The sequence below is a fragment of the Halomonas sp. V046 genome, assembly GCF_052645355.1.
This window is the reverse complement of sequence record NZ_JBQXYF010000007.1, coordinates 261,678-274,680: the sequence shown is the minus strand read 5'-3', so window position 1 is coordinate 274,680 and position 13,003 is coordinate 261,678. Positions and strand designations below refer to the sequence as shown.

At 65.6% G+C, this 13,003-nt stretch carries 15 protein-coding genes; 8 read left to right on the top strand and 7 right to left on the bottom strand.

The window, feature by feature from the left end:
- The first annotated feature begins 135 nt into the window (after positions 1-135).
- Positions 136-1,047, top strand: a complete 912-nt coding sequence (locus tag ACUN9Y_RS11740; protein WP_445460952.1) for an alpha/beta fold hydrolase — start codon at positions 136-138, stop codon at positions 1,045-1,047.
- Between the two features lie 302 nt (positions 1,048-1,349).
- Here the strand turns inward: ACUN9Y_RS11740 and ACUN9Y_RS11735 are convergent, their stop codons facing one another.
- Positions 1,350-2,177 (bottom strand): fructosamine kinase family protein, encoded by an 828-nt coding sequence (locus ACUN9Y_RS11735; protein ID WP_445460900.1) that lies wholly within the window; start codon positions 2,175-2,177, stop codon positions 1,350-1,352.
- A gap of 101 nt (positions 2,178-2,278) precedes the next feature.
- On the opposite strand from ACUN9Y_RS11735, the gene ACUN9Y_RS11730 reads away from it, so the two are divergent.
- A complete protein-coding gene (locus tag ACUN9Y_RS11730) occupies positions 2,279-2,590 on the top strand; it encodes an NGG1p interacting factor NIF3 (protein WP_445460899.1) in 312 nt (103 codons plus the stop codon).
- A gap of 96 nt (positions 2,591-2,686) precedes the next feature.
- Here ACUN9Y_RS11730 and ACUN9Y_RS11725 read toward each other — a convergent pair whose 3' ends face one another.
- Positions 2,687-3,244 carry an NUDIX hydrolase gene (locus ACUN9Y_RS11725; RefSeq protein WP_445460898.1) on the bottom strand — a complete coding sequence of 186 codons (558 nt, stop codon included), beginning with the start codon at positions 3,242-3,244 and terminating at the stop codon, positions 2,687-2,689.
- Between the two features lie 85 nt (positions 3,245-3,329).
- Here ACUN9Y_RS11725 and ACUN9Y_RS11720 point away from each other — a divergent pair, with 85 nt between their 5' ends.
- From ACUN9Y_RS11720 to ACUN9Y_RS11705, 4 genes are read left to right on the top strand one after another with little or no spacing between them, the layout of a single operon-like run.
- Positions 3,330-3,965, top strand: coding sequence for a CoA pyrophosphatase (locus ACUN9Y_RS11720; RefSeq protein WP_445460897.1), 636 nt, complete (start codon positions 3,330-3,332; stop codon positions 3,963-3,965).
- A complete protein-coding gene (locus ACUN9Y_RS11715; protein ID WP_445460896.1) occupies positions 3,962-4,621 on the top strand; it encodes a 2OG-Fe(II) oxygenase in 660 nt (219 codons plus the stop codon). Before ACUN9Y_RS11720 ends, ACUN9Y_RS11715 begins: the two co-directional genes overlap by 4 nt.
- 23 nt (positions 4,622-4,644) lie before the next feature.
- The gene (locus tag ACUN9Y_RS11710; protein WP_445460895.1) at positions 4,645-6,432 is read left to right on the top strand and encodes a PAS domain-containing sensor histidine kinase; all 1,788 of its coding nucleotides are present in this window, start codon (positions 4,645-4,647) and stop codon (positions 6,430-6,432) included.
- Complete coding sequence (locus ACUN9Y_RS11705; protein WP_445460894.1) at positions 6,425-7,237, top strand: response regulator transcription factor; 813 nt, start codon at positions 6,425-6,427, stop codon at positions 7,235-7,237. The genes ACUN9Y_RS11710 and ACUN9Y_RS11705 overlap by 8 nt, the downstream gene beginning before the upstream one ends.
- Here ACUN9Y_RS11705 and ACUN9Y_RS11700 read toward each other — a convergent pair.
- A complete protein-coding gene (locus tag ACUN9Y_RS11700) occupies positions 7,217-7,756 on the bottom strand; it encodes a DUF6624 domain-containing protein (protein ID WP_445460951.1) in 540 nt (179 codons plus the stop codon). The genes ACUN9Y_RS11705 and ACUN9Y_RS11700 overlap by 21 nt on opposite strands.
- 287 nt (positions 7,757-8,043) lie before the next feature.
- Between ACUN9Y_RS11700 and ACUN9Y_RS11695 the strand changes: the two genes are divergently transcribed.
- Positions 8,044-8,520, top strand: a complete 477-nt coding sequence (locus ACUN9Y_RS11695; RefSeq protein ID WP_445460893.1) for a nucleoside deaminase — start codon at positions 8,044-8,046, stop codon at positions 8,518-8,520.
- Between the two features lie 42 nt (positions 8,521-8,562).
- Here ACUN9Y_RS11695 and ACUN9Y_RS11690 read toward each other — a convergent pair whose 3' ends face one another.
- Both ACUN9Y_RS11690 and ACUN9Y_RS11685 read right to left on the bottom strand, forming a co-directional pair.
- Positions 8,563-9,429 carry an MOSC domain-containing protein gene (locus ACUN9Y_RS11690; RefSeq protein ID WP_445460892.1) on the bottom strand — a complete coding sequence of 289 codons (867 nt, stop codon included), beginning with the start codon at positions 9,427-9,429 and terminating at the stop codon, positions 8,563-8,565.
- A gap of 243 nt (positions 9,430-9,672) precedes the next feature.
- Complete coding sequence (locus ACUN9Y_RS11685; protein WP_445460891.1) at positions 9,673-10,362, bottom strand: aspartate/glutamate racemase family protein; 690 nt, start codon at positions 10,360-10,362, stop codon at positions 9,673-9,675.
- Positions 10,363-10,536: 174 nt separating this feature from the next.
- Between ACUN9Y_RS11685 and ACUN9Y_RS11680 the strand changes: the two genes are divergently transcribed.
- The gene (locus tag ACUN9Y_RS11680; protein ID WP_445460890.1) at positions 10,537-11,451 is read left to right on the top strand and encodes a DMT family transporter; all 915 of its coding nucleotides are present in this window, start codon (positions 10,537-10,539) and stop codon (positions 11,449-11,451) included.
- Between the two features lie 36 nt (positions 11,452-11,487).
- Here ACUN9Y_RS11680 and ACUN9Y_RS11675 read toward each other — a convergent pair whose 3' ends face one another.
- Positions 11,488-11,925 carry a GNAT family N-acetyltransferase gene (locus ACUN9Y_RS11675; protein ID WP_445460889.1) on the bottom strand — a complete coding sequence of 146 codons (438 nt, stop codon included), beginning with the start codon at positions 11,923-11,925 and terminating at the stop codon, positions 11,488-11,490.
- An 85-nt stretch (positions 11,926-12,010) separates the two neighbouring features.
- Complete coding sequence (locus ACUN9Y_RS11670) at positions 12,011-12,784, bottom strand: enoyl-CoA hydratase-related protein (protein WP_445460888.1); 774 nt, start codon at positions 12,782-12,784, stop codon at positions 12,011-12,013.
- Between the last annotated feature and the right edge of the window lie 219 nt (positions 12,785-13,003).

Sequence of the window (13,003 nt, the reverse complement as noted above, 5' to 3'; positions counted from 1 at the left end):
ACGCCGTTCATGCAAGGATGGTGAAAATTTCGTGTTTTCACACGCGAAAACGCCACCTCGACTATGCTGCGGGGCAGCATCAAGGAAAAGCTGGTCAACAACATAGCCCAAATGACGGGAGTCCACATGGCAGAAATGCACAGCCTCGACTGGGTCACGGTACGCGAACTGGAGATTGCCGTGCGCATCTGGAACCCGGGCGCGTCCAGGACCCTGGTGGCCTGGCACGGCCTGGCCCGTCACGGCGGCGATTTCACCGACCTCGCTCGCGAGCTCGGTCCAGAATGGCGCATTCTGGCCCCGGACACCCCGGGACGAGGGTTGTCGAGCTGGTCGCTCTACCCTGCCCACGACTACCTGTACGCGCATTACATGACCGTGGCGGTAGCCATTCTTGATCATTTCAAGCTCGACAGCGTCGCCTGGGTCGGCACCTCGATGGGGGGGCTGTTGGGCATGTTGCTGGCCGCAGAACCTGCGACCGCCGGGCGCATCGACAGACTGGTCATGAATGACGTGGGTCCGGAGCTCGCCGCGGAAGGCCTGGCCGAGCTTGGTCGCTACTTTGCGGTGCCGCACCGATTCACCCGGCTGAGCCAGTTGCAAGCCGAGCTGAAGCGCCATTACGCCGCTTTCGGCATCGACGACGAAGCCGCCTGGCGGCGGCTGACGGTCAATAGCGCCCGACGCTTGCCCGACGGCAGTTGGACCTATCACTACGATCCTCGCATCGGAGAGCAATTCATCCATGATACCCCTCGTGACACCTGGGCCGACTGGGCGGCCATCCGCTGCCCGTTGATGGTGGTTCGCGGCGCCGACTCTGCGCTGCTGACGGCCGAGAGCGTGGCGCGCATGGTCGAGCGCCAACCGACCCTCGTGACCCTCGAAGTGCCGGGCTGCGGCCATGCACCGATGCTCGACCGCCCCGGCCAGGTCGACCCGATTCGCCAGTTCCTCGAGGCTGCCCCGACCCGGCCAGCGCCGCCAGTTACCGACCAGCGGCGTCCCTGGTGGAAAAAACTGCTGGGGCTCGGCGATGCATGACCACAGCCCGACCTAGGTCGAGGCTCGCCCCAGCCCGACCGGGCTCGGCGTCCACGAAGGCCTTGCGCCGATCGCTCCTTCCGCCACCGATTCTAACTGGCTAACGCTCTCTCGATGGATCTACTCATGGACCCACTCGACGGGCTCACTCGACGCTCGACGGCTTACTCGACGCTCGACGCTCGACGGCTCACTCGATGGATCTACTCATGGACCCACTCGACGGGCTCACTCGACGGGCTTACTCGACGGCTTACTCGATGGCTCACTCGACAAGGCCCGGCGGACTCGGTGAGTCGGTCTCATCCGGACGCCACTCGATCCGCCGTCGTCATCACCGCACGATGAAAGCCTAGCCCAAAGAGTAGCAGGTGATTGAGCACAGGATAGAGCTGAAACAACGCCTCTCGTCGCGGCCAGTCCGGCGCCGGCCCTGCGGGCCAATACGCCTCGAAGAACGCAGGCCCTGGGTCACCGAACAGCGTCAGCATGGCAACGTCGACCTCGGGATAATGACGATACACCGCAGGATCGATAAGCGCCGGACCATGCGCACTATACAGCACGTTGCCCGACCACAGATCGCCATGCACCAGGCAGGCGGGAGCGTCGGGGAGCCAGGTTTCCAGGTCGTGGGCCAGCCCGCGCAAGCGTTCGGCCTGTGCGCGGCTCAGCAGGGAGTTCGTCATGCAAGCATCGATCAGCGGCAGCAATCTGCGCTCGCGCTGAAATGCCCGACCGTCGGAAAGAGGCGCATTGGGCTGAGGCGTCCGACCGCAGGCGTTATCCCGCCACCAGCCGTGGTCCTTCGCGGTCGACGCCTGCAAGCGCCGCAACCCTTCGCCGAGCAGAGCCGGATCACGGCGGCCCGCCTCCAGCGCCTCCATGATCAACCAACCGCCCTCACAGCCGACGACCTCGGGCACCTTAAGGCCGCTACCGGCAGCACGCAGCGCCGCCAGCCCTTCGGCCTCGGCGTCGAGCCGCTCGGCATCATCGCCTTTGGCGACGACGGCGCCCTGGGTCGTCTGAACACGCCAGACCTTCGCCATATCGCCGCCGGACAGGGCCTCCGGCGGCGCCGTTGCCACCAGTGCCATGGACTCCAGCGCCTGGTCGAGTCGCATCATGCTCTCCTCGCTGCATGAGGGGGCGCCGCGGTTGCGCTCCGTGGCGTCGCTGATTCAGGCTTGTGGCCATGGCATTGTCCCTTCAATCACCGGGAGTTCCCATGTACAAGCTCGCCTTCTTCGTGCCCATCGCAGACGCCGAAACGGTCAAGGAAGCGGTGTTCGCCACCGGTGCCGGCCGCATCGGCGACTACGAAGCCTGCTGCTTTCAGACCCCGGGCCGCGGCCAATTTCGCCCCCTGGACGGCGCCGATCCGCACATTGGCCGCGTCGGCGATCTCGAGACCGTCGACGAACTCAAGGTGGAACTGGTGTGCAGCGACGAGTTGATCCAGGCCGCCGTGTCGGCGCTCAAGCTGTCCCACCCTTACGAGGAAGTGGCCTACGACGTCTGGCGCCTGGAACCCGTGTAAACCGTTTCGCGTGCGGCCATCGCCGCGCCCACAGCGATTACCGTCGCCCCGCCAGGCGCTGGCGAACCGAGTATGCCACCACAACGGCCCCACTCGCTAAGCGCTGCCGAAGTAGCGCTCGCGGTCTTCCGGGGTAATATCGCTGACGTGCAGCGGAAAGGCGTTGCGCTGCCGATCGCTGAAGAAGTGGCGCAGCGTCCGCTCGATGGTCGGAAAGGCCAGCTCATCCCAGGGAATCTCGTCTTCGCGGAACAAGGCGACCTCGAGACTCTCGGGACCCGCGGCGAACTCGCCCAGGAGCGTGCCGCGAAAGATCATGAAGACCTGATTGATATGCGGCAAATTGATCAGGGTGTAGAGCCCTTGAAGATCGACCTCGGCGCAGGCTTCCTCGCGAGTCTCCCGGGCTGCCGCCGCGGGCGTGCTTTCGCCGTTTTCCATGAAACCGGCCGGCAGGGTCCAGTAACCCAGGCGAGGGGCAATGGCGCGCTTGCACAGCAGCACCTGGTCGCCACTGACCGGCAAGGTACCGGCGACGATCCGCGGGTTCTGGTAATGGATGGTGCCGCAGGCCTGGCACAGGTAACGAGGACGGTCATCGCCTGGAGGGATAACAAAGCTGACCGGTTGGCCACAATGGCTGCAATAGTTCATGTCGCTCCCTGAGGCGGCGATGGCAGGCGGACTTGACGCCGGTAACAGGCGCTGGGTACAAGGAGTCAAACCCGACGGAATCCCCATGTTAGAGAAACTTCGCGAACGGCTGCAAGCACACAGCCCCCGGCGCCTGACACTCAGGCTGCCGGAAGCGGCCGTGCTGATTCCCATCGTCAACCACGCCTCTCCCACCGTGCTGTTCACACGGCGGGCGAGTCACCTCAATACCCACAGCGGCCAGGTCGCCTTCCCCGGTGGCAAACGCGAGAACGAAGACGCCAGCCTGCTCGCGACCGCGCTGCGCGAATCTGAAGAGGAAATCGCCCTCCCGGCACACCGAGTGGAGGTGCTGGGCCAACTCTCCGATGTCCTGTCCCTGCACGGCCTCAAGGTCACCCCTTACGTCGGCCTGATCCCGCCGGGGCTACCACTGGTGGCCGACGCTAACGAGCTGGACGCCATCTTCGAGGTGCCGCTCCGACATTTTCTCGACGATCAGCGTACCCACACCGACGTGATCCCGGTGGACGGTAGCGAGCTGTTCGTGCCGAGCTACGAGATCCCGGCGACAAGCGGCGAGCCTTACATCATCTGGGGGCTGTCGGCGATGATGCTGGTCGAACTGCTCGCCGAGGGCTTCGGTCAACCGATGAGCCTTTCTCGCCGCCCAGAGGGTAAACTGCGCCACCTGCCGCCACGCCGAGCCCCGCAACCATGACCTTTCCCGCCGCTTGCCCGCTTCCCGCACAGCGTCTCGACGAGATGATCGACGCCCTCGTCGAGCAGGGCTTTTATGCAGGCAAGGCGCTGATCGACCCTGGGCTGTGTCAGGCGCTGTACCGGGAGGTCGAAGATCGCGCACAGCAAGACGTCCTGACCCGGGCGGGCATCGGCCGCGGCCGTGACTTCGAGCAGCGCCTCGACGTTCGCGGCGACGCCATTCATTGGCTGGATCGCGAGAGCCTGGCCCAACGCCGCTACCTCGATGCCATGGCCGAGCTCCAGCAGGCGTTGAATGCGGCCTTGTTTCTGGGCCTGTTCGAGTACGAGGCGCATTTCGCCCGCTATCCCGAGGGCGCCTTCTATCGACGCCACCTCGACAGCTTTCGCGGCCGCGCCAACCGCGTGGTCTCGACCGTCGGCTACCTGACCCCGGACTGGTCGCCGCGTGCCGGCGGCGAGATGGTCATCTTCGACGAGCAGGCCCCCGATCGCGAGGTGGCGCGCGTCGCGCCCGAGGCCGGCACCCTGGTGTGCTTCATGTCCGAGCAGATCCCCCATGAGGTGCTGCCGACCCATCGTCCTCGCGCCAGTATCGCCGGCTGGTTTCGGCGCAACGCCTCGCTCGGCGGCATCGTCGATCCGCCACGCTGACCCGACCGACTACGCTGACGCCCATGACTGACACTCCACCGCCCTCCGCCGACCAGCCCCATGAGCCGACCAGGCCACGAGGCAGGCGCGACGCCGCCGAGACGCGAATTGCCGAGCTCGAGGCCCGCATCGCTCGTCTGGACGAACAAAAGCGTCACTATCAGTGGCTCGCGGAGAGCACCACCGACATGATCTCCCGCCACGACCAGCACGGCAATTTCCTGTACGCCTCCCAGGCGGCCCAGGAACTGCTGGGCTACGCGCCCCAGGAGTTGGTCGGGATGTCGGCGTATGACCAATTCCACCCCGACGACCTGGCCGCATTGCTGACCAAGTCCCCGAGTATCTACTATCACGAAGGGTTCTATCAGCAGACGTACCGGTTTCGTGCCAAGGACGGTCACTACGTGTGGTTCGAGACCACCAGCCGCACCCGGCGCTGCCCCGGGAGCGGCGAGCTGATCGATATTCTGTGCGTGTCTCGCGACGTCAGTCGGCGCGTCGAGACGGAGGCCCGCCGCGAGCGCCTGGCGCGAGTCGTGGAGTCGACGACCGACTACGTGCTGTTCTGCGATGCCAACGAGCGGGTCCTGTACTCCAATGAAGCCGCCCGCCGGCTGTTTCCCCAGGGCCCTGCCGATGGTGCCTCGACCCTGGCGGAACTCTACACCGAACCATCGCTGGCGGACCTGCGCAACATCGTCGCCCCGGCGGTCGCGCGCTATGGCTCCTGGAGTGGCGAATTGACGCTCAAGGGCAAGTTCGGTGATGTCCCGGTGCTGAGTGTCGTGCTCAAGCATCGCTCCCCCGGAGACGATGACGGACTGTCGCTGCTCAATCGTGACATCCGACCACGCCTTGAAGCCGAGGCACAGGCGCGACGCCACCAGGACCAGATCGCCCATGCCAACCGCCTGGCGACCCTTGGCGAGCTTGCCACCAACATTGCCCACGAATGCAACCAACCACTGGCCACCATGAGCAACTACGCCAGCGGCGCCCTGATGCAACTGCAGCGCCAGCCCGACATGGCGGCGGCGGACCTGGCCCTGCCCCTCGCCCGCATTCACGATCAGGTCGAGCGCCTGGCACAGCGCCTTCGCCATATTCGGCGCTTCGTCCGCCGGGGCGATCTGCACGCCTCTGCGCTCTCCTTGGCCGAGGTCATCGACACTGCCTGTGAGCTGTGTCGCTGGCAGTGCGACCAGTCCGGCATAGCCCTGGTGCGGGAAGCCGAACCAGGGCTCACGGAGGTCAACGCCGACCCCGTCGCCCTCGAACAGGTCCTGGTCAATCTCATCCTCAACGCGCTGGAGGCCAGCCGACCCTGCGCGAACGCCCGGCGCATCCTGGTGCAAACCAAGACCGCCGGCCGAGCCGAAGTGACCATCGATGTCATCGATCAGGGCCCGGGCATCCCGGCCGCACGCCACGCGGAGATCTTCGCTCCATTCGTCTCCAGCCGTGGCGATGGACTCGGCATGGGGCTCGCGATCAGCCATTCCCTGTGTGAGGCGATGGGCGGTAGCCTGCGCCTGGTGACGCAACACGGGGAGCCTGGTGCCGCCCCTGCCCAGCCACCCGCCGGGCCTGTCTCCGACGATAGCGTGCCCCATGCCGGGGCCGACCGGGACGAGGTCGCGCGCACCGCCAGCGGCGCCGACCGGAACGCCGAGAACGCCGCCGTCGGCGCGGTATTTCGGATCACATTGCCCAGGGCGGCCGCACGACGCGGGCGCCAATCGCCGCCATCCCCACGCCATCAGGATCCCCGCCATGGCGGAGTATCAACAGGAGGCCAGCATGACTGACCCGTCCCACGCTGTTTCGTTGGCCGACGACGCCACCGAGCCCCGCGGCGATCCCCCCCGGAACGACGATGCCAGGCCCGAGCCGCTCGAGGACGGCTCTGCGCCCCCGATGGATGCTCGAGTCGACAGTGGCTACGCGCCTTGCGTTGCCGTGGTCGACGACGATGACGACCTGCGCCACTCGCTCACCTGGTTACTCCAGTCGGTCGGACTGGCGACGCGCGGCTACGGAAGTGGCGAGGCCTTTCTGGCGGCGGACCCCGAGGCTCACGATACCCTGCTGCTGGATGTGCGCATGCCAGGGCTCAGCGGACTGCAGGTACAGCAACGCTTGCTCGAGCGGGGCTGCTGCCCCCCCTTGATCATGATGACCGGCCACGGCGATGTGCCCATGGCGGTGGCCGCGCTCAAGGCCGGGGCCCTGGACTTCATCGAGAAGCCGTTCAATCAACAGCAGATGCTCGACGTGATCCAGCAAGCACTGACAAGCCATCAGCGTGAGCAGCGTGCAGCACAGCGCCTGAGCGCCCTGCGTCAGCGCTATGCCGACCTTCGCCCCCGGGAGCAGGATGTTCTGGTGGGAGTCGCCCGTGGCCTGACCAGCCGCGAGATCGCAGCGCAGCTGGGGCTAAGCGCCAAGACGGTAGAAGTCTACCGTCAGCGCATCATGAAGGCCTTGGACGCGGGTAGCCTGGCGCAGCTCGTGCGGCAGGCGGTGGCCCTGGAATTGGTCGATGCCATGGAACACGGCGACCTTGGTGACGATGAACACACCGACACCGCTTCAAGCCGAACGACGCAATGATCCTCGGCCCGTGGCGGCAATGCCGGCACTGAGACGTGACATGCGTTCGGACAGCGGCTCGAGCCCGAGGGCGGCGCGTCGGTGGTCGACGCGCTCCGGGTCTTCGATCGGACTCGGCGTCGGCCAGCCATCTTCGGCGATCTCGAACTGAGTCCCGTAGCGCTGAGACTGACCCGACAATACCCGAATGCGATCTTCCAGGTAGGCCAGCTGCCAGCCACGTGCCTGACCATGAGCCACCGCCTGAAGCAGCTCCTGGCAGCAGCGTTCCATGAAGGCCAGGTCGAACACCGCATTCATGGCGATACGCCAGGCGGCCTGACAGGCTTCCTCACCGACATTGGTCAGGCCCGGCCATCCATGGACATCAAGCACCATGCCCAGGCGCTGAGCGTTCGCGCGGTGCAAGGCGCGTACACGGGGATGATAATCAGGAGAGGGGATCTCCCCGGATGCATAGAGGTCCTCGATCAGGGCACGGTCTTCTTGCTCCAGCGAGACCATCTGTTGGGCCAACATGATATTCACTGGGCTCGCCTCCTCGGATATCACGATCAGTGTCTTCCTAGAGTCGTCACCGTGGCCGTCAGCAACAATGGCCAATCGGCGAGCAGGCTGTAAGACAATGCCGATAAAATGCCAATCGGAGGCGCAAATTGTTAAAAGTGCACATTGCCGCGCAACGCCGCCGTCCGGCCTCTCTCCACACGGCGGGATCTCGGGACCGCGCCGCGGCGAGCCCGGCTTGAACGTGAGCGACACAAGGGCTAAACAAGGGCTAAACGAAAAGCCAGGGAGGACCACACATGAATGCCACCGACCATCTTCACCTTCGCCGCTGCGTGGATCTGGCGCGTGAGTCACTCGACGCCGGCGACGAACCTTTCGGTTCCTGCCTGGTCGATCGCGACGGCATTCGCCGCTTCGAAGACCGCAACCGTGTCGCCGGCGGTGATGCCACCCAGCATCCTGAATTCGCCATTGCCCGCTGGGCGGCCGCACACATGACGCCGGAGCAACGGGCCTCAGCCACCGTCTACACCTCAGGCGAGCACTGTCCCATGTGCGCCGCCGCCCACGGCTGGGTCGGGCTCGGCCGGATCGTCTACGCCGGCTCCTCCGAGCAGCTCGGCCAATGGCTTATGGAGATCGGCGCGAGCGCCGCCCCCGTCGCCCCCTTGCCGATTCAAGCCATCGTGCCGGGGGCTATCGTGGACGGCCCGGCGCCGGAGTTTGCCGACGAACTACGCAGCCTGCATCACCGCCTGCACGGCAAGGGCTAGCGGGCGGCCGCGGTCACCCCACCATCCGGTCTCTGCCGCGTCTCAAGACGCCGCGTCCACCGCGGTCGCCACCAGCTCGTCACCGACGCGCACGACCCGGCCAACGCCGGCCTCGACGATGGCATTCTGGCCGAAGTACGCCCCCTTCCAACCAGGCTGGGTGTCCATCTGCACCAACGTCTTGAGCGGTTCCTTGACCGACGGCGCCTCGCCACTGATCTGATCCAGGGTGATGATCTTGCAGCGCTTGCAAGGCTTGCGAATGCCTAGACGATAGCCGGGCCCCTGCAGGCTGCGCCAATCACGCTCAACGAAGGCCTCGCCCCCGTCCACCACCAGGCTCGGCCGAAAGCGACTCATCGGCACCGGCGCCTCGTCCTTGGCGGTAAGACGCTCGTTGAGCAAACCCAGCGACGCATCGCTGGCGACCAGCAACGGATAGCCATCGGCAAATTCGGTGTGGGTGAGGCCCTGCTCCTCGACGGCGAGAAAATCCGCCTCGACGTCACGCCGGTGGTCAGGGGCAAAGCGTACCAGGCGCACCCCACCGCTCCCCTCGCGGGGATTTCCCAGCGCAGCGTTGAGCCAGTTCGCTGCCTCATCGCCCTCATCGAGCGCCTCACACTGCGATGTCCAGACGCGGACGCCGCGGGTGGGTCCCTGAGGGAGCGCCAGGTCGATGATCAGGTCGGTCATTGCGGTGCGGCGTAACCGCAGTCCCCCTTCGTCAAGGGCCACGCCGATTCTCGCCATCGCCGGCAGCTCGCGTTGGGTGAGAAAGACGCCGTCGGCGTCCACCAGCATCCAGTGGCGATCGAAGGCCAGTCCTCGCTCGGTGAGCGTGGCACTGTCGAGTTCGATGCCGCGCAGCGACTTGACGGGATAGATGGCAAGACGTGTTATGCGCATGAAACATCCTTGTGATCGGCCGATCGGCGCCTCGTCGTCGACGGGCAGGAGCATAGGAGTCTACCCCGCCCTCGCCCTCCGCCGCAGCCCACGCAGCACATTTCCCTGCGTGCGCCCGAAGGCCCTGCCACGAGCCAACGCAAGGCGCTTGTCTCGAAGGCTGTTCCAAGGGCGCTCAAGCCAAGGGCGCTCAAGCCACGGGCGCTCAAGCCAAGCGCGCTGGGACCAAGGCGACCCTCAGGATTATCCGAGCGCTATCTCGACCGCGCGTTCGGCGTGGATCCGCGTCGTATCGTAAAGCGGCACCTGGGTATCGTCCTGGGCCACCAGCAACGCGATCTCGGTGCACCCCAGAATCACTGCCTCGGCGCCTTGAGCCTTGAGGGCGTCGATGGCATCGAGCAGGACCCGGCGAGACTCTGGTTCGAGTCGTCCCAGGCACAGCTCATCGTAGATGATCCGATGGACACGCTCGCGGCCTTCCTGGTCCGGCACCAGCACCTCGATGGCGTAGGCTTCCAGGCGCTCACGGTAAAAGGCCTGCTCCATGGTGAAGCAGGTACCCAGCAGGCCCACGCGCTTGACGCCATCCGCAATCAGGGCGTCCGCGGTGGCGTCGGCGATATGCAGCAGCGGAATATCGATCGCCTTCTCGATCTGGCGCGCCACCTTGTGCATGGTATTGGTGCAGATCACCAGCATGTCGGCACCGGCATCCTGCACGCGACCGGCGGCCTCGGCCAACATCGCGGCGGCATCTTCCCAGCGTCCCTGATGCTGGAAGGCCTCGATCTCGGCAAAATCAACGCTGATCAAGGCCACCTTGGCCGAATGATGGCCGCCGAGGGCCGTGGCGACCTGCCGATTGATCACTTGGTAGTAGCTCACCGTGGATTCCCAGCTCATTCCACCCAACAGTCCGATCGTCTTCATCTCGTTCTCCTGGTGAGACTCGGGGCTAGACCCATCCGGGGGATCGGCTCTCCTCAGCATACAAGACGCACCGTTGAACCACAGCGCCAATGCCGATTTCGGCTTTCCCATCCCCGCCATCCCGCATAGCATTAGGCGACTATCGACTCGTCCAGCATGCCTTGAGGAGGCTCCATGACGGCCAGCGACACCCTGAAACTCATTGTGCTCTCGACGCTTTGGGGAATGTCGTTCATTTTCATGCGCGTGGCCTCGCCGGAATTCGGCGCGGTGCCGGTGGTGATGATACGCATGGGGGTCGGCGCGCTACTGCTGCTGCCCCTGCTGATGACCGTCCACTACCTGCGCCTGGTCCGCGACAACCTCGGTCGCCTGGCCCTGCTCGGGATCATCAACCACGTCATCCCCTTCTCGTTGCTGGCCCTTGCCACCACCCAGCTCGAGGCCGGGTTTACGTCGCTGATCAACGCCACCACGCCGATCTTCACCGCGCTGATCGGCGCGGCCTGGTTCCACACACCGATCCAACGCCGCCAGTACGCGGGCCTGGCCCTGGCATTCTTCGGCGTCTACGTGCTGTCTGGTGACCGCCTGGACTTCCGGGTCGGCGGCGATGGCTGGTTCATCCTCGCCATCCTCGGCGCCACCTTCTGCTATGGCATCGCCGGCAACTACTCGAAGACCCACCTCTCGCACCTGCCGGTCAGGGTATTGGCGGCGGGTAGCTGCAGCATGTCGGGTCTTGCGCTACTGATTCCGGGCATGCTGCTGTGGCCCGATACCCCGATCAGCGCCGAGGCCTGGGGCAGCGCCCTGGCCATGGCAGCACTCTCGACCACCGTCGCCTTCCTGCTGTTCTTCAGCCTGCTGGCCAGCGCCGGTGCCACCGCCGCCTCCACCGTGACCTTCCTGGTCCCGGTCAGCGCGCTGCTGTGGGGCTACCTGCTGCTCGATGAGGAGCTTGGTCTACGCATCTGGATCGGCATGGCGGTCACCCTGGCCGGTACCGCCATCGCCACGGGGCTGTTGCCCCACGGGCGACGCAAAGTGGCCGAACCGACCACGACCAGCGAGGCCTGCCAGAAATAACGCGCCGGCCACGCGGCAAGTCCTGGCACGGGCGCCCTACAGGCGCTTCTCGAGGCCGAAAATACTCCCCCGCGGCGTGGGATCTTCGCGTAGCTTTCGATAGCCCTGCCGGCGGTACAATGCCTCTGCGCGGCTGCCGGACAGCACCCGCAGCCGAACCGCCACACAATCATCACGCCGTGCTTGCGCTTCCACCAAGGCCAGCGCCTGGGCCCCAACCCCCTTGCCACGCTCGCCTTCGCAGACCTGCAACTCATGCAGGTACAAGATGCCGTGGCGCAACTGCCAGCCCATTAGCCCGCAGCGCCGGTCGTGGCGCACCAGCCAGCACCAGGTTAGCCGCGGCCATTCACGGCGAAAGGCGTCATCGTCCCAGTCCAGACCGTGACGACGATAGTCCACCGCCATGTTGCGGCGAATAAGCGCCTCGGCACGGCGAGGATCACCACAGGCGACAAGCTCAACGGTGTCCATCCACACCTCCTCGCGTCGGGTGATACGACAACGGCCATGGCGAACGCCATGGCCGTTGTCGTGCAGAACGCTATCGGCGCAAGGCCTAGAAGTTAGGCTTACGCTTCTCGACGAAGGCGCTCATGCCCTCGCTTTGCTCGTCGCTGGCGAAACACAGGGCGAACAGGCTGGTCTCCAGCGCCAGGGCACTGTCCAGATCCTGGTCCATGCCGTCGTGAATCACCTGCTTGGCGCTACGCACCGCGCCGGGGCCGTTACCGGTCAGCTGTTTGGTCAGGGTCTCGGCGTAATTCTCGAGCTCCGCCTGAGACATGACCTGATTGACCAGGCCGATACGCAACGCTTCCGCGGCATCGATCTTGCGGCCGGTGGTGCACAGATCCAACGCCATGGCCGGGCCGACACGGCGCGGCAGGCGCTGGGAGCCACCGAAACCGGGAATCACCCCGAGCAACACCTCGGGCTGACCGAACACGGCATTGTCGCTCGCCACCGCCCAATCGCAGGCCAGCGCCAGCTCGCAGCCGCCGCCCAGGCAGAATCCGTTGACCAGCGCCACCACCGGCACCGGGAGCGTTTCCAGACGCTTGATGGTGCGCAGGGCAGCGCCGGCGAACTCGCGAGCTTCCAGCGGCGTCTTGGCGCGCATCTCGGTGATGTCGGCGCCGGCAACGAAGGACTTCTCGCCGGCGCCGGTGATCAGCACCGCGCGCAGATCACGGCGCCCTTCGAGCTCGATCAGTACCGTTTCCAGCGCCGCAATGACGTCACTGTTCAGGGCATTCAGGGCCTTCGGCCGGTTGACGGTCAGGCGCACGACGCCGCCAGTGTCAGACATTTCGATCAACTGCTCGCTCATACAACAACCTCCGGGTCGAGTCGGGATGGGGATGGGTTTGTCACTGGGGACGCAAGGCACTCGCGACCCACAGCGAGACCCGATGTCCCTTGTTTCGTTGGCAAGCCGGCCTGCCGGGGTATGTCGGCCAACGTCCTCTACCAGCGTGGTCAGGCACCGTTCGCTGCAGGCAAGCCCCGAGGCGTCGTCCAACGACAGCGCGTCTGCCGTGGGAATGCT